The organism is Methanimicrococcus stummii (assembly GCF_032594435.1).
Classification (GTDB): domain Archaea; phylum Halobacteriota; class Methanosarcinia; order Methanosarcinales; family Methanosarcinaceae; genus Methanimicrococcus; species Methanimicrococcus stummii.
Genome location: NZ_CP131062.1, coordinates 1,278,911 through 1,296,197, shown reverse-complemented (window position 1 = coordinate 1,296,197; position 17,287 = coordinate 1,278,911). Strand labels below are relative to the sequence as shown.

Genomic DNA, 17,287 nt, shown 5'->3' with positions numbered 1-17,287 from the left:
TTCAATGAAAATTTCAAAAAATAAAGAAATGTTTAATCTTTTGCTTTTCATCAGCTTGCTCTTTATTCTTTTCATTCTGTCATATCTTTTTGTTACGTATGAGCTCATCATTCTGTTTGTTTTTGGTCTTATCATTCTGCTTTTCGGAAGCTTTCTTTACGGCTGCTTCTCAAAAAATCAAATTTTTTCAGCACTTTTCGGATTTTTAATTTATCCTGTTTTTTTGGCAGGAGGCGAATTCAACAATTTGCTCAACACCAATCTGGATTTTGAATTTATTATTTCCTGTATCTTCTCAGAAATTATGCTCATGTCGATTCTAAACGCAGCAATCGGATGGCTGGCAGCGTCAGATCTCGAAGATCGCGATAAACAAATGTTTCGATATATGACAGCAGTGTTCCTGTTTGTTTTTTATTTGATGATTTTTACGGGCGCGTTTCATCCGAATTAAATGAAAACAGTCATATAAGATTGAAGAATTGATGAAAACATGGAAACCGCGTTTAAAAATAAAGATTTGAAAAACTTTGTATTGTCTGTTGTGTTGGTTTTGGCTTGTTTTTTGGGATATGTTTCTCATTCCGTCTTTTTCTTTGGCCAAATTATTTTTTTGATATTGCTTGTCGTCAATCCGCTTTTGTTCGGCTACGTATCAAAACGCCCAATCATGTCTTTTATTGTCGGTTTTCTGCCGCTTTTCCTGATGATTCTTTATCGTCTTCCGTTCGCGGCTGTTTTCCCTTCTCAGCCTCTTGATGATTTCATTCTGCTGATGCCCGGCGCTTTGTTGTTGGGCGCCGCCGGATATTTTGAGGCGCAGCAAAAGATCGAAAAGAAAACACAAAATTTGTGTTATCTCCTTTCCGTTTTATTGGTTTTAGCCATGATCGGTTTTTATTTGTTTATCTTTTTTAAATAAACAGGATTAAAGGATGATTTTATGGAACTCAAAACAAAAAAATTCATTGCCCTTTTTGTAAGTCTTGCCATATTTTTAGTGATTTGTATTTCAAGCGTTTACGCTTATTCAAATCCTGATGATACGTTCTTTGCAACATCGTTTTCCGTTTTTGCAGCTCTTTTCGTTCCGTTTTATTATATGTGGAAAGGTAAAAAAGAAGAACGACAAAAACATTTCTTGATTTCGATTCTGATTTTCGTTTTCATTCCGATTATTCAAATTATCATTACAACATATCGTTGGTATGTCGGCCTTCCTTCAATTTTGATAGCCGACGGTCCGATATCCGCGTTTTTGATTGTTTGGGCAGATGCGTTTGTTAATTTTGTGTGGGGTATAACGTTCGTTATTGCCGCTTATCATACGGATGAAATTGTTGAAAAACTGACGAAATCAAAGAATTGAATTGAATTTTGATATTTTATCCGATTTCATCCGTATCCCACTTTCATTTTTTTTATTTTTCATTTTTCTTTCTTTTTCCGATTCGTATTTTCTTTCGTTTTTATTTTTTCTTTTTCATATCTTCTCAAAAAATTTAAAAACGCATTTATCTGACTTGTTTCTTTCTTATTTTTGTGACTCTTTTTAAAAAACAAAGTCATCTGTTTTTACAACTGTCAAACGATTGTTTAATATACTTTAAAAAATACTTAGGAAGTGAAGTTAGATGAAAAATAGTCTCTTCAAGTCAATGTCCGTTTTTTTCGTGATGTTGATGATCAGTTTGGCTTTCGCGCCGATTGTCAGCGCGCAGGCCGACCAACAAAAAAATGTATTGATTGAAAATGAAATTGCTGACATTATGGACGCCGCTGTCATTTTAAAAGATGATGCCGAATCCAAAATTGCCGCTGTCGAGTCCGACGGTTTCGTTCTTTATGCCATGAGCTGGAACGATTCCGAAGTCGAAGGCAGAGTTAATTTCGCTCTCATTTCTGAAGAAGATTTGATTTCGAAAGGATATTTGAACGCTCAGGCTTCCGAGCTTGTTTCAAACGCTGATCTCATTTCTGCCGTCACGCGCGCTTCCGCATCTTTTTGGTACGGCAGCTACGCGCAGACATATGGTAATTCGTTGACCGGCGGTGTTCAAATTCACTTCTCTCAAAGAGATGCGTTAATGGTGACAACCGTTGCTCCAGGAGTCGCCGGCCCCGTTATCGGTGCCGCAATCGGATCAGTCGTTCCCGGATTGGGCACCGGCGCAGGCGCTGTTGTCGGCGGTTTGATTGCATCTTTAGTTCCGATTTATTACTGGCGCGCTCAAAACACAGACGGAAGTTTGGATGTGACAATTTCGTACGTTACAATTAACGCAATCGCATACGGTATTCCCGGCGCCGGGCATTTCATAATGCTTGGCAGAATTTATCATTACTTTAAATAAGTTTGATAATCGAAAAAATCAATACTCTCAAATCTATAGGTAAAAAAGTCAAATAAAATCAATCAAAAAGATTCAAAGGCGGACATTTGTCCGCCGATTTTATTTTTTAATGCAATGGTGATTGAAATGAATTCAAATTACAAAAAATATACAATTCTCAGTTTAGTCGCGTTTTTGGTTATTCTTTGCGCCGGCGCGTATTCGGCTTATGTTATGACCGAATCTCTCTTCTACATCTTTATGTTCACAACAATCGCATCGGCGGTCGCAGGCGGATTTATTTTCGGCAACTGCAAAGTCAAACCGAAAAACACAGGCGTTCAAATTATTCTTCTTGCCGCGGTTACAATTGTTTATTTGTCAATCATAATCGGATTCCTTTGGACGCATCCGCTTTTAGAAATCGCCGACTCAAAAATTGCTGCTTTAACTGTTGCCGGTTTCGGATTGCTGACATATATTATAGTGTCTTCGTTTTCCTTCATTTCAATTTATACCGATAAAATTGCCGGAATTATTTTGCCGAATGCAAAATAATTCTGATTTATTTCAATTTTTAAGCGGTTAATTGTTAACCATTAATCATCCCGAAATCTCAAAAAACCAAAATCCCATAACTCTCAGGTTTACAATACCGTGACAGATTCATATCTTTGAAACATTGTAAACGATTAAATTTATTAACAATAAAAAAATTCAATGTTTTGAGGTTATAATTATGGACGCCAAAAATTACGTCGAAAGGGTTTTGGAAGATGTTAAAAGAAGAAACCCCGGTGAAGTTGAGTTTTACAATGCGGTGGATGAAGTTCTCCACTCTTTAATTCCGGTTCTCGAAAAGAAACCCGAATTAATCGAAGCGGCAATTTTAGACAGAATCGTCGAGCCCGAACGAATGATTTATTTCCGTGTCCCCTGGATGGACGATTCCGGAAAAATTCAAGTGAACCGCGGATTCCGCGTTCAGTTCAACGGCGCGATCGGCCCTTACAAAGGCGGTATTCGCTTCCACCCGACTGTGAATCAAAGCATCGTGAAATTCCTCGGCTTTGAACAAATTTTCAAAAACTCCTTAACCGGCCTTCCCATGGGCGGCGGCAAAGGCGGTTCCGATTTTGACCCGAAAGGCAAATCCGACGCGGAAGTCATGCGCTTCTGCCAATCCTTTATGTCCGAATTATACAAACACATCGGCCCCGACGTTGACGTTCCGGCCGGCGACATCGGTGTCGGCGGCAGAGAAATCGGTTACATGTACGGCATGTACAGAAAAATTTCAAACTCCAGCAGCCAAGGCGTTTTGACCGGAAAACCGCTCACATTCGGCGGCAGCCTCGGAAGAACTCCCGCAACCGGCTACGGTCTTCTTTATTTCACAAACGAAATGCTCAAAGACAAAGGAACGTCTTTTGAAGGCAAAACAGTCGTCGTTTCCGGCTCCGGCAACGTTGCCATCTACGCGATTGAAAAGGCGCAGCAGTTCGGCGCGAAAGTCGTCACCTGCAGTGACTCCGGCGGATACATTTACGACGAAGAAGGCATCGACTTAGCCGTTGTCAAACAGCTCAAAGAAGTCGAAGCTCGCAGAATTAAAGATTATCTCGAATTCAGACCGGGCGCCAAATACGTCGAAGGCAGCACCAAAGTCTGGGAAGTCAAGTGCGACGTCGCGCTCCCCTGCGCCACGCAGAACGAGCTTGACAAAGCGTCCGCTGAAATCCTTATCAAGAACGGCGTGAAGTTTGTTGCCGAAGGCGCCAACATGCCGACAACGCTTGACGCGGTCGCAGCATTCCAAAAAGCCGGCATCTATTTCGGCCCCGCCAAAGCCTGTAACGCAGGCGGCGTCGCCTGCTCCGGTCTTGAAATGACGCAAAATGCGCTTCGTTTGGCTTGGACTTTTGAAGAAGTTGATGAAAAGCTCCAAAGCATCATGAAAAACATTTTCACGGCAGCCAAATCGGCCGCCAAAGAAATCGAAGATGAAGACAACCTTTTGGCCGGCGCAAACATTGCCGGATTCTTAAAAGTCGCTGATGCGATGGTGAAGCAAGGCCTCATCTGAAAAATTATAACTCCAAAAAACATTGCCGGATTTTTTGCGAAATCCGGCTTTTTTTATTTGATTTTTTTAAAAACAACTCTGCTAATCTCGTTTCTCAAAGCAGATCCATTTATTCTTTGAAATTCAGCGGCCGCGTTTCTTTCAATTTTTCAGGTTCATAAAGCCGCTTCCCTTCTCTAAAAAAGTCCGGAAGCCGTTTATTTTTTGATCCGAGAAGCTGAACGCAATACGAAATGCCGCCGATTCTCTCGCCTTGCAAACCGTGAACGCGGTGAACCCCGATTAAATTAATGTAGTCTTCCAAATCATCTTTTTCCGTTTTCATGTGTTTGACAACTTCGCAAAGCGCTTTGACATCGTCAATCGCGCGGTGAGAATTTTCAACCCCGACAATTTCATAATAAACAATTGCGTCTTTCAAAGAATGCGGGTAAGCCTTCCGATCTTTTAAAACGGTAAACGTATCCAAAATATCAAACGAAACGGGAATGCTTTTCTCGTATTTTTCAAGCATTTTCAAAACAAAAGACAAATCAAATTGCGCGTTGTGCGCGATAATCAGCGTTTTTTCCGCCGGATAAATGATGTCTAAAAATGCGTCAACCGCTTCATTTTCAGAAATTCCTTCGCTCTCAAGCATTTCATCAGTTATATGCGTCAGCTCAACGATTTCTTCGGGATTTTTCTCGCCGGCGGGCAGTTTCACCAAAAGATCAATTTCTTTTTCATCCGCGAGGCTGCCTGATTCAAAACGGCGGACGGCGGCAAGTTCAATAATTTGATTTTCTTTAACCGAGAGGCCTGTCGTTTCAACGTCAATAAAAATAATCTGTTCGTATCCCGAAAAAACAGTCGGAATATCGCAATTTTGTACGGTCATGGGAGATTTCCGTAAATATTTCAAATATTTTTAACTTTTTTGTATCTTAATCTTTTTTGAAATTAAAGCCATTTCGGCCATTTCACGCCAAACGATTCCGCCATTTCAGAAACCGTATCATGAATGGCTTTATCAACTTTGAGCATAATCAATCCGTAAAGCAAACCGCCGACGGTAAATGCAATCAAAAGCAAAATGACATTGTCAATCGGCAGCACATATTTAAATCCCAAGAGGAAAACGCACATCAAAAGAGACGCGATAACCATTTTTGAAATGGATTTCCAATTGTAGCGGACAGCAATGACTTTTCTTAAAAACAAATACGCCAAAACCGAATTCAAAAGCATCGCGATGACTGTTCCAAGCGCCGCGCCTTCCATTCCGTAAATCGGAATCAGAATCATGTTTAAAATGACGTTTGCGATAATGCCGACAGCGATCGACAAAAACGCATATTTCGGGTGGCTGATCGCGTTTAAACAAATGCCCTGCAAATACATGAAAACCGTGATGATTTGGATAAACGAAAGCAAAAACAAAGCCGGAACACCGGCAACATACGCGCCGCCATAGAAAAGATTGATGAAATCATATCCTAAAATCAAAAAGCTGAAGAAAATCGGAATTGCCAGCATTAAGGAAAGAGATGTTCCGCTTTTGAGTCCTTCGGTAATGTTTTCAAATTGCTTTGACTCGTTCCACGCGCTGAATTTCGGATACAAAACCGCTTTAACAGACGTTGCCGCAAGTCCGGCAAGCATTGAAAATTGGTACACGATTCTGTAAATGCCGGCATCGGCTTCGGTCATGTAGCGGCCGATGAAAACAACGTCAATATTCTGATAAACCAAATAGCTGCTCATCACTAAAAATATCAGAATTGCATACGTTGAAAGGCGTTTGAAGTTTTCATTTGAAAATTTCACCAATTTCAATTGGTTGTATCGGTGCGCGAAAATCGCGGCAAAAATCATGCCGATTAAAAATCCGCCCATCAAGCCGAACGAATGGTAGCCGAGGTAGACAAAAACGATTTGAAACAAAGAGCGAACCGCCGTGTTTAAGAAAAGCGAGACCTGAAACGCGTTCACTTTTCCGTCGGCGTAAGCCGCATAAATCCGGCTGTTGTAAAAATAATCAATCAGAAGCGCCGCGACAATCCACCAAAAAATTCCGGTTTCCATGACGGTTGACGACGGGAAGAGAATCGCGGAAACGAACAGCAGCGCAACGCACAAAATCAAATAAACGGCGCGAAGCGTCATTGACGCGGTATAATATTCGTTTCTTTCTTTTCCTTCGCTGATCAGTTTGACGCTTGACTCTCCGATTCCGCTTTCAGAAAACAGATAGAAAAGCGCGCTGTATGAAAAGAATAAAAAGTAAACGCCGACGATAGACGGGTCAACGGCGCGCGTAAAATAAATCGTGCTCAAAAAACCGATGGCGGTGAGTCCAAATTGAGACAAAAGGGAGACGAAAGTTTGAGAATGAACGGCGTCTTTATCGCCGCCTTTGCCGTCGCCTTTCTTTTTTCCGATATTTGAAAAAATATCCGCCGTTTGAGCCATACTCCTAAAAAGTATCGGCTGTATTTAAAATCTTCATTTGTTAAAAAACAAGAACCGTTTTTCATTCTTAAAAAAAGTGCAGCTCGCGCGCGCAAGCCGCCGCAAAAAATTAAATTTCATAAAACGGCTTTTTAAACAATTCGGAATAATTTTGCGGATTCACCAAAAAGTCCAATTTTTCCAAATCATTTACCAAACCGTACATGTCAACGCCGGAATACAATCCGATTTCAGGATAGCTTTTCGGTTTTCCGTAGGACACCGGCGGCATTTTATCGTAATTTCCGTTTTGCGCGATTCCGTCTTCCGTCATGTAATACGCGAGACCTGCTTTGGCGCGGATTGGCTCGTACTCGGAATCAAACGCGTCTGACACCCAATTGGCCATGACAAGCTCATCGCTCTCGGCGTTTACCGTGACGTGCCCGTAATTCGGCGGAATTAAAACAACATCGCCTTCGCCGGCTTCAACGATGATGAAATCAGATAAATCGGATTTTTGAAGCAAATAAGTCGCGGTTCCGCGAATCACTTGATAAACTTCCGGATATGAAATCATCTCGGCCGCGCAATATTTCGGGCACGGATGATAATGGCCGGCGGTTTTGACATATTCCGGGCCGAGCATCGCCGGCGGAATCACCGTTATGTCATAGCGGAGCTGCGCTTCTTTCATTTTTTGAAGCTCGTCGCCGGATAAATGAACCTCGCGGTACATGTCGTAAAGGATTTTGTCCGGATACGTTATCCAGGTCTGATCCATCAAAACATCCGTCATATCTTTGATTTTTCGAGTGCTGTGGGCCGTTGAGACTTTTGAAAAGTCGGGGTGCGCAAACATGTGTTTTCTCCAACTTCGTTTGAATGATTTATAATTCTTAAATTCTAAATCTGTATCTCTGTATGTTTTGATTTTTATAAATATTTACTCTTCAACATTTTACTCTTCGAAACGCTTCCGAATCGCTTCCGCGTGTTCAAAAAGTCCTTCCGTTTCCGCCAAATCAATGACGGCGTCTTTGATTTCACTTAATCCTTCCTTGCTGATTCTTTGGATTGTAAACGACTTCAAAAAATGCGCCGTGTTCAGTCCCGAATACATTCGAACGTATCCGGAAGTCGGAAGAACGTGATTTGTTCCCGACGCGTAATCACCGGCCGGAACGGGCGCGTAATTGCCGACGAAAACGGACCCGGCATTTTGAATCTGATTCAAAACGGAATCTTCGATTTCGGGATTGACCATAATTTGCAAATGTTCGGGTCCGAATTTGTTTGAAAACGAAATGCATTCATTCATATTTTTCGTCACCAAAATCGCGGAATTTTCAAGTGACGCGTCAATAATTTCTTTTCTTTCGGCGCTTTCAGCTTGGTTTTTCACTTCTTCCATGACGGCTTTTGCGAATGCTTCTGACGGCGTCACCAAAACGGAAACCGAATTCGGATCGTGTTCCGCCTGCGCCAAAATGTCGGCGGCGGTCATTTTCGGATTCGCGAAATCATCGGCGATAATTAAAACTTCACTCGGGCCGGCCGGGAAATCAATTTCGGCGTAATCGCGAACTTTCATTTTTGCGTAAGTCACAAAAACATTTCCGGGGCCGACGATTTTATCCACTTGCGGAATGCTTTCTGTTCCGTAAGCCATTCCGGCAATCGCCTGGGCGCCGCCTGTTTTGAAAATTTTGTCAACGCCTGCAATCTTGCACGCGGCAAGCGTCAGCGGGTGAACAGTTCCGTCCGCGCGGGAAGGCGTGCAGACAATCACTTCCGAGACGCCTGCAACTTTTGCCGGCAGCGCCGTCATCAAAACCGTTGACGGATAGCTGGCGCGTCCGCCGGGCACATAACAGCCGACTTTTTCCAAAGGAATCGTTTTTTGTCCCAAAACGATTCCGGGCGTATCTTCAATGTACCAGATTTCCTTGGGCAGCTGAGCCGCGTGGAAGCGGCGAATATTTTCCGCCGCCTGACGCAAGTGTTTCAGCAAATTCGAGTCGAGCGACGCAATCGCCTCTTCCGTTTCGGCAGGCGTCACCAACAGCGTTTCCAATTCCGCTTTGTCAAACTGTTTGGCATATTCCAAAATCGCCGCGTCACCGTTCGTTTTCACATTCTCTAAAATCGCGTCAACGGACGCGCCGACATCCGCCAGCCCTTTTCCGCGCGAAAGCAATTGGTTTAAATCCGAGTCGGAAAGCTCGGATAAATTTTTGAAAATCATAATTGAAACAATGCCTGAACTTTCATAAACTTTACTCTTTTTTCAAAAACGAAAAACTTAAAGGGGAGGCGAGACAGGTTAAAATTAAATAGCTTGTATAGAATTATTGTTCTATTTATTTATGGTGTTTGATTCACTTTTGCCGCTTTGCATTTTCAAACGGCGTGAATGAATGCTTTTATCGTATCATTGAGGTTATTATCTTGGCGAAAAGAACTATCCGTAAACAAACTTCTGAACGCCGCGCTTCTGATGATTCAATTACGGTTACGGAAGAATGTACCGTTGAAACAACCGCGGATGCGGATTCCGTAACGACAGTCGAATCATGCGAAGTCAGCGTCACAGGAGCGGCAGCGTCGCCGGAAGACGTGAAAAAAGAGTCCGAGAAAAAAGGATTCTTAGATGAGTATAAGGACAAAAACAATTTGATAAGAAGTGCGCTTTACGGCATCGGCGTTTTGATTTCCGCATTGCTTGCTTTTTACATCCGTATTCTTCCCAAAGACGGCGTTTTCCTCTCAAACGGCTTTATCCGCTTCGGCGAAAACGATCCGTGGTATCACTGGAGAAACGTCGAATATTTGCTTGAGAATTTCCCGAGTTATCTTTGGTTTGACCCGGCAACGACTTATCCGTACGGAACGCCTCAGGCATTCGCGCCTCTTTACGATATGATTCTGGCCTCCGTCATTAAAATCCTTCAAGCGATTACAGGAAACGCGACCGAAGAATTCGCGATGACGATTGCCGCTTACTGGCCCTGCGTTCTCGCAGCAGTTTGTGTCGTTATCGTTTACTTTGTCGCGAAGACACTTTTCAACAGCAGAAACATCGGTTTAATGTCCGCTTTCCTTTTGGCAGTCGCGCCCGGTCAGTTCCTGTCCAGAAGTATCATCGGCTTCAACGACCACCACGTCGCCGAAGTTCTTTTCAGCTCACTCGTGATCTTGTTCTTGGTTATGACGCTTTTGAAAGCGCGTGATAAAATCATCACCTTTGAAGACATTTCCAAAGGAAAGCTTTCCGCGTTCAAACCCATTTTGCCCTATGCGATTTTAACCGGTCTTGCCATGGGAACTTACACTCTCATTTGGGAAGGCGCACTTTTGTTCGCGTTTATCATCGGTGTTTTCATTACCGTTCAGATGATGATTAACCACCTCAAAGGCGAAGGAACGGCTTTCATCGCCGTAACCGGTTTGATTATTTTCATCATTGACTTGTTGTTCATTTTCGTAACGCCACAGATTGGTGAATACAAATCGCTTCACTTAATGGCACTCGGCGCAGGTATCCTCGCAATGGTTTTCATGGCGGTTCTCTCCTACGCGCTCGAAAAGAAAAACATGAACAAACTCTATTATCCGGGCATTCTCGCAGGAATCGTCGCAATCGTTGCGGTTGTCGGCAGTTTGGTTTCATCCACCGTTAAAAATGCGCTTCTCGGTTTGATCGGTTTCTTTACAAGAACCGGCGGCGCTTTGACAATCGGCGAAGCATCTCCGTATTTCGGAAACAGTGTCAGCCCGTTATTGTTCACGATCCTGATTGCAATTTTCCTGATTCTTTTGCCGTTTATGGCAACCTCTTACATTCAAAAAGCAAGCACCAAAAAATACTTGCTCATCGGCTGGACGGTTATCTTTTCCTTGCTGGTTTTGGCTTCCGGAAGCGCATTCAGCTTATTCACGACATTCTCTGTCATGGGATACATCTGGATTATCGCTTTGCCGATCATGGCTTATGTTGCCGTTAAAAACAACAGCATGGAAAAAATCCTCTTGGTCGTCTGGACGGTTATTCTGCTTTGGGCTTTGGTTCAGCAGAACAGATTCAGTTATTACTTCGTCGTCCCGGTTCTCATTTTGACCTCCTGGCTCTTCATGGAACTCGCGCGCGCTGTTAAAGCCGACGAAGCATGGGATCTTTTGAAGAAAAATTTCCTCTCCAAAGACGCTCGTGCAAAGAAAGACGAATCTGCGCCGGTTTATTCTTCCAAACAGGACAAAGCACAATCACGCCGCGATTCTTCAAAAGTCAAAGCAAAAACAGCGGACAACGGCAATGAAAAAATCGTCGTTGCAGCGGTTGTTTTGGTTATCGCGTTCGGTTTCCTTTTGGGTCCGACTTTCTTTATGACAAACCAATATATCGGCGGCACAGGCGGTCCGAATGAAGCTTGGATTGACGCGTCACTCTGGCTCCGCGACAACACGCCCGAAATCGGTTTGGACTGGGCCGGCTTCTACGAAGAACCGCTCCAAGACCTTGACGGCGACGGTGTTGCCGATTCGACATCGGGTATCGGTATTGAACACTTCGAAAATCAGGCCAGTGTTGTTCCGTTTGATTATCCGGGCACCGCTTACGGTGTTCTGTCTTGGTGGGACTACGGTCACTGGTTAGAAGTCATCGGCGAGCGCATGGTCAACGCCAACCCGTTCCAATTCGGTGTCGGCGGCCGCCGCGGCGACATTAATGACGACATGATCCCGGGCGCTGCACCGTTCTTCGTTGCAGAATCCGAAAAGGAAGCCACCGGTTATTTGATTGACATCGACCCGCGCGACGACAAAGTCGGCGCTCGCTACATTGTGACAGACATTGAAATGGCATCCGGTATGAGCAAATTCTATGCGATGACCGCGTGGACTTTGGACACTGAAGACTATTATGTCACGTACAATTTAAGCGGCCAGCAGTCAACATTCATCGGCAGCGACCGTTATTTCGACTCGATGGTTTACCGTTTGCATATGTTAGACGCTGTCGGTATGGAACAGTACCGTATGGTTTACGAATCCTTAACTTACAGCCCGAACGACTCTATGTCAAGACAGGAAATCTTCTACAAGCAGCTTTACAACCAGCTTTATTCCAAGAATCAGGTGGAAACAAACACCGGTTACGTTAAAATCTTCGAATATGTGGAAGGCGCTGTGATTTCCGGAACCGCTGCTCCGAATGAAACGGTTGAAGTCGTTTTAACGCTTCAGACCAACCAAAACCGTGTCTTCAACTACAACCAAACGGTGAAGGCAGGCGCTGACGGGCAGTTCTCCGTCACAGTTCCGTATTCGACAACCGGCCCGAAGTCCGGCGAAACCAATTTCGCCGTTAAACCGATGGGCAGTTACACTGTCAAATTCGGCGGCATCGAAAAATTAGTCGAGATCAGCGAAGATGATGTTTTGAACGGCAAAACCGTCAAAGTCTGAACTGATTCGAAATCAATCAAATTAAAATAAAATCGAAACGGAAAAATTTTCCGTTTCTTCTTCTTTTTTTAAAAACAATAAAAATAGTCAAAATAAAATCAAATCGCTTTTTAAGGACTGATTTGAGCCGTTAATTTTTCATTCATGAATTTCCAAAATTCTTCATTTTGAATTTCCGCGATTTCTTTTTCTCTTAAAACGTTATAGCCGTTTTTCATTGAATCACGAATGTGCCGCCCCAATGCGGCTTCTTTGAAAATCATGTCTTCAATCAAATATTCGGCCGTTTTGTATTTTCTCGGGACTTCGGCGACATACCTTTCATTTTCAATCGCGAATGAAAACGTGGCCGGGTTATTTTTGTATTTTTTACAGAACGACTCCGCATTATTTTCATTCCAAACCGGCGGCCCGACTCTTTTTTGAAGCGGCGGAAGCACGGTATTTAAAAGTTCGACAAAAACGATGCTTTCTTTGTCATCTTCCGACCACGAAAAAGTGTTGACAACTGTAAACTCGTTTCGCGCAAGCAATTCTTCCAATGACTTTTCCATTCGAAAAAGCTGCGGATAAAGCGTGTCCTCGGCTTTGTCCGGCGTTTGAAATGAAATGCCGATGAGTTCCGTTCCGCGTGCCGCCATTGTTCTTTCAAATCCGTCAGCCGTCATCGGCAGATATTCCTTTGGCGTGAAATATTCCAAATTCGGATTTTTTAAGAACGCGCGCGCACGGTCAATGAAAAGCGCGAATTTGGTAAGCGACAAAGCGGCGGCGACGTTTCGCTTCGGATCCGTCGGGTCGACGACGACAAGCGGATTGTCATGTTCCAAAGACTGATGATCCGCCAAATCAATTACTACGCCGTATTTCCAATTCGAGGCGTGTTCTAAAACGCCTTCAAAACCGCCGTAATAAATCGTTAAAATTTCCGTCAAATATCCGGAAAAACCGCCGGTTCGGACTTCCGATCCGTAAACGCCGATGCCTTTCATAAATTGCTTTAAAATTAAAACGTCGTTTTCCAAACCGTTGATGTTTTCTTTAATAAAAGCGCAATGAAACGGCGTTCTGTCAACGGCGGATTTAATTTCCGCGCCGCTTTTCACGCGGAAGCAGGGAACCAAATCCACTTCGAATCCTTCCTTCTGAATGTGAATGTAAGGGTGTTCTGAGTGACGGTCTTCCCAAGTGTCGCCGGTTTTTGCCATTTCCGTTAAAATCATGCGGCTTCTTTGGAAAAATTCATCTTCGGGAATGTCTTCCGGATATGAAATGAAAACGTCGATGTCGTGGTTGCCATGAAGCCAGGTGTTTCGCTCGGCAGAGCCGACGGAAAGCGGCAAGATGTCGCATTGTCCCTGCGCGTCGGCGATTCTGACAATGTCGTCAATAATTCCTTTTCGAACCGATTCAAGTTTTGTTTTTTCTTCGGCGGTCGGACGAACGCGTTTTAAAACTTCGGCGCGAATTTCCGCAATTTTTTCTTTTTTTGAATCGGCAGTCATAATTTATCCTTTTATTTTTAAAAATTTAATTTCAATTGGGTTTGAAAAATATTTATAATTAGTTGTCGGTGCTGACACGCTGCGCCTCGCGCGAGCCGTGCAATTTTTTCAAGAATGAATCAAAACCGGACTTCGTTTTTTGAATTTTTTTCAAATGATTTGAAACGCTTTTATAGGATTGAATATTTAGGTCAGTCGAGGTTTTTATTCATGGACTATAATCTTTTGTTCGTTTTTGTTTTTTGGATGATTGCAATGACAATCGTCACAATTTCTTCGGTTCAGATTGTTAAAAAATATCCGGCCTACGGGTTTGCGGCGCTGACGGCGTTTTACGTTGCTTACCTGCTCAGCTCCCAAGTAATTGCAACAAAGCTTGCGACATTTAATTTCGGAACATGGTTCGGCTACAGTATCATCTTATCAACACCCGCCGCCGCGATTTTGTATCCGTTCATCGCGCAGGTTTTGGATATGATTAATGAAGTGTACGGCAAAAAAAGAGCGGTTGCAGCGGTTATGATTGCTTTGGCAACACAAGTTCTTTACGTCATGTTTATCGCGATGGCCGTTCAGATTCCGGCCGCGCCGTTTTACGAATTGGACGAAGCTTGGACTTCTATTTTCGCGCTCAGCGTCGGTGTGACTTTTGCAAGCTGGATCTCCTTCTTGGTTTGCTCGCTGCTCGACACTTATATGTTTTCCTACATCAAGCGCAAGCTTCGCCCGAGAGAATTGGCTTTCAAAGGCGACGCATTCTTGAACCCTTACATTTGGCTTCGCTCGCTCTTGACTGACGCGTTCAGTTTAGCGATTGATTCCGTTATTTTCGTGTTCATCGCGTTTTACTTAGTCGGCGGCATGCCATGGGAAGTCGTCACAGGCTTAATTGTCGGACAACTCGTTGTAAAGGTGGTTATCGGTGTCACCGACACGCCTTGGTTTGTTCTTTACAAGCGCATGCTCGGAAAAACCGATTTGTCTGACACGAAATTTGTTGAAGAAAAGTCTGTTTGATTTTTCTTCCTTTTTTAATTTTATTCAAAGCCGTTGCTTGTTTTTAACAATAAACTAAAGCCCGGCATATTCGCGCGTGTCGGCTCGCAAGCACTTTCATACTTTCACCCTGCTTGTCATAGATTTATATACACTTTTGCCGATTCTTCTTTTATGATTTCGGACGGAGAAAGCACGGCGGTTGAAACAAACATACGCCTTCGGGATATTTCGGGAATCGGCTCGATTTTGGAGAAAAGATTGGTCACCTGTTTCGGCAGCGAAGAAAAAGCGCTTGAAACGTTAGTCAAAGGTGACGTTCACGAATTGTGCCGCGTGGAAGGCATGACGCGCAAGTCGGCGCAGTCTTTGATTTTGAATGTTTCAAGAGAGCAGAACGGCGTTTCAGTTGACGATTTTTTGAAAACGAAAGAAGCGGAAGCGCTTTATTCCGGCATTCAAAAAATCATGAAAAAGCATTGCTGCACCGAATATTCCGCCGATTTCATTGAACGTTTGGTTCCGTATCCGAAAAGAAGATTGGATTTGGCGTTTGATATTCGTGAAAAAATCGAAGGGCATTTGGCGATTCTTCAATCGTTTTCACCCGACGAGCGCGAAACGATTCAATCTTTGCTGTCCGCTGTTTCTCCGGCAAAAGAAGGCGCGGCTCAAAAGATTCGTGATCGCGCTGTTTTGGCGTTTTCAGAAAATGTTTATCTTGAAGCTCGCGAAAAATTCGGCAACCTTCTGCCGGTTCATTTGGTTTCGGATCAGCAGGAATGCGCGGATTTCTTTTTCTCCTATCACTCCGTTATTTTATTTGATTATCCCGATTTTGATTTGCCGGAATCCGGCTACGATTATTTCCGCGACATCGACGCGGTTGAAATCGAACAATTGGTTCCGGAGCTTGCGCTTTCTTATTTCGTTAAAAATTTGAAAAGCTTTGACGCGTCTCTTTGCCTTGCGGAAATTCTGGCGGCAGGATCGGCCGACGGGGTGTTTTCTCAATTTTCGGCAGAAGGCGCGCTTGAACTTCGAACACTTCTTAAAAAACTGAACGCCGACGGAAGTATCAATCCCGGAACGGATCCTGAATCCGATCGGTTGAAAAACATTTCCGTCTCATGTGACGAAACGCTTCTTAAAAAAGCGGCGGAACTTTCCGATAAACTCAAAAACGTTCTGACCGGAAACACGCTGACGCTTGACGGCGACCAGTTGATGCACATTTTGTCGGGCGCGGATCTCAAACAAATCGTGACGGCAAACGTTTCAAAGCCGTATCGCGAAATTTTAAAGGAAACGCTTGCCGAAATTACGGAAACGCTTTCGCTGAAAAAGGATGAAGAAATGATTTTATCCGACATTTACGGCGACGAAATCGCATGTCCTGTAACTTTAAATTTGGATTCTTTAACGCGCTTCAAAAGAGAAATTTCTTCAAAAGCACTTGAGATTGAACAGAAACAAAAAAAGCAGCTTTCAAAGGAATTGGCCGGCAAAAAAGAAGCTGTTTCCGTCTTGGTCAGCGACTGCCTTGAATTTGATTGCTGGTATTCGGCGGCAAGCTTCGCAAATGCTTATCAAATGACGTTTCCGGTTTTCGCAAAAGCGTCGTCTCAATTGAATTTAGATTTAAATTCTGATTCGGTTGGCGCGACAGATTCTGTTTATTTCAACCTCGAAAACGGCCGAAATCTTTTCCTGTCATCAAAATACGGTTTTGATGAAATCACGCCGGTTTCTTATGACGTTGAAAACACCGTTCTTTTGAGCGGTGTGAATTCGGGCGGCAAGACGACGGTTTTGGAGCTCATCGGCCAGTGTTTGATTTTGGCGCACATGGGGTTCCCCGTTCCGGCCGAGCATTTTGAATTTTCGCCGATTGAAGAGTTTTATTATTTCGGAAAATCCAAAGGAACGTTGGACGCCGGCGCGTTTGAAACAACACTTCGCAACTTCTCAATCGTTTCCGAAAGCAACGGATACGAACGCGCGGTTTTTGCCGACGAGCTTGAATCAATTACAGAACCCGGCGCGTCCGCCAAAATCATCGCCGGTCTTCTGGAAACATTTTGCGAAAACGGCAAAACGCTTTCCCTTTTCGTTTCCCACTTGGCCGAAGCAATCATGGAAAACTGCGACATCCCGATTCGGGTTGACGGCATTGATGCCGACGGGTTGGATGAAAATTTGAATCTGATTGTAAACCGCAATCCGATTAAAAATCATATTGCGAAATCGACACCGGAATTGATTGTTGAGAAATTGTTCTTGACATCGACGGGAGTTGAGAATGCGTTTTATGAAAAGTTGAAGAAGAAGTTTGAAGGGAAGAATTGAATCAAATTTTTAAAAAACCGATGGTTGGGTTTGAAATTAATACAGCAAACCCCACTTCAAATTACGAATTTTGGGTGGCGCGAAGCGGCGAACAAAATCGGAATTTGGAGAGGTTT

Annotated in this window: 14 protein-coding genes; 9 read left to right on the top strand and 5 right to left on the bottom strand. The window is 43.6% G+C overall.

Annotated elements, in window-relative coordinates:
* Positions 1-4: 4 nt before the first annotated feature.
* From MmiEs2_RS06280 to gdhA, 6 genes are all read left to right on the top strand, one after another.
* Positions 5-454, top strand: a complete 450-nt coding sequence (locus tag MmiEs2_RS06280; RefSeq protein WP_316559022.1) for a hypothetical protein — start codon at positions 5-7, stop codon at positions 452-454.
* Between the two features lie 39 nt (positions 455-493).
* Positions 494-922 (top strand): hypothetical protein, encoded by a 429-nt coding sequence (locus MmiEs2_RS06275; RefSeq protein ID WP_316559021.1) that lies wholly within the window; start codon positions 494-496, stop codon positions 920-922.
* A gap of 21 nt (positions 923-943) precedes the next feature.
* Positions 944-1,369 (top strand): hypothetical protein, encoded by a 426-nt coding sequence (locus MmiEs2_RS06270; protein WP_316559020.1) that lies wholly within the window; start codon positions 944-946, stop codon positions 1,367-1,369.
* Between the two features lie 307 nt (positions 1,370-1,676).
* Positions 1,677-2,354, top strand: coding sequence for a hypothetical protein (locus MmiEs2_RS06265; protein WP_316559019.1), 678 nt, complete (start codon positions 1,677-1,679; stop codon positions 2,352-2,354).
* 126 nt (positions 2,355-2,480) lie between these two features.
* Positions 2,481-2,891: a hypothetical protein gene (locus tag MmiEs2_RS06260; protein ID WP_316559018.1), complete on the top strand. Its 411-nt coding sequence runs from the start codon at positions 2,481-2,483 to the stop codon at positions 2,889-2,891.
* Positions 2,892-3,072: 181 nt separating this feature from the next.
* Positions 3,073-4,419, top strand: coding sequence for an NADP-specific glutamate dehydrogenase (gene gdhA, locus MmiEs2_RS06255; RefSeq protein WP_316559017.1), 1,347 nt, complete (start codon positions 3,073-3,075; stop codon positions 4,417-4,419).
* 109 nt (positions 4,420-4,528) lie between these two features.
* On the opposite strand, the gene MmiEs2_RS06250 is transcribed toward gdhA, so the two are convergent.
* From MmiEs2_RS06250 to hisD, 4 genes are all read right to left on the bottom strand, one after another.
* Positions 4,529-5,299 (bottom strand): 3'-5' exonuclease, encoded by a 771-nt coding sequence (locus MmiEs2_RS06250; protein WP_316559016.1) that lies wholly within the window; start codon positions 5,297-5,299, stop codon positions 4,529-4,531.
* A gap of 62 nt (positions 5,300-5,361) precedes the next feature.
* A complete protein-coding gene (locus tag MmiEs2_RS06245; protein ID WP_316559015.1) occupies positions 5,362-6,873 on the bottom strand; it encodes a flippase in 1,512 nt (503 codons plus the stop codon).
* Between the two features lie 109 nt (positions 6,874-6,982).
* Positions 6,983-7,714, bottom strand: a complete 732-nt coding sequence (locus MmiEs2_RS06240) for a glucose-6-phosphate isomerase family protein (protein WP_316559014.1) — start codon at positions 7,712-7,714, stop codon at positions 6,983-6,985.
* Between the two features lie 99 nt (positions 7,715-7,813).
* Entirely contained in the window at positions 7,814-9,100 is a 1,287-nt protein-coding gene (gene hisD, locus MmiEs2_RS06235) for a histidinol dehydrogenase (RefSeq protein WP_316559013.1), read from the bottom strand.
* Between the two features lie 203 nt (positions 9,101-9,303).
* Here hisD and MmiEs2_RS06230 point away from each other — a divergent pair, with 203 nt between their 5' ends.
* Positions 9,304-12,321, top strand: a complete 3,018-nt coding sequence (locus MmiEs2_RS06230) for an STT3 domain-containing protein (RefSeq protein ID WP_316559012.1) — start codon at positions 9,304-9,306, stop codon at positions 12,319-12,321.
* A gap of 110 nt (positions 12,322-12,431) precedes the next feature.
* Here the strand turns inward: MmiEs2_RS06230 and cca are convergent, their stop codons facing one another.
* Entirely contained in the window at positions 12,432-13,826 is a 1,395-nt protein-coding gene (gene cca / locus MmiEs2_RS06225; RefSeq protein ID WP_316559011.1) for a CCA tRNA nucleotidyltransferase, read from the bottom strand.
* 210 nt (positions 13,827-14,036) lie between these two features.
* Here cca and MmiEs2_RS06220 point away from each other — a divergent pair, with 210 nt between their 5' ends.
* The gene (locus tag MmiEs2_RS06220) at positions 14,037-14,843 is read left to right on the top strand and encodes a queuosine precursor transporter (RefSeq protein ID WP_316559010.1); all 807 of its coding nucleotides are present in this window, start codon (positions 14,037-14,039) and stop codon (positions 14,841-14,843) included.
* Between the two features lie 153 nt (positions 14,844-14,996).
* On the top strand, positions 14,997-17,171 hold the full coding sequence (locus MmiEs2_RS06215) for a helix-hairpin-helix domain-containing protein (RefSeq protein WP_316559009.1): 2,175 nt from the start codon (positions 14,997-14,999) through the stop codon (positions 17,169-17,171).
* The last annotated feature ends 116 nt before the right edge of the window (positions 17,172-17,287 follow it).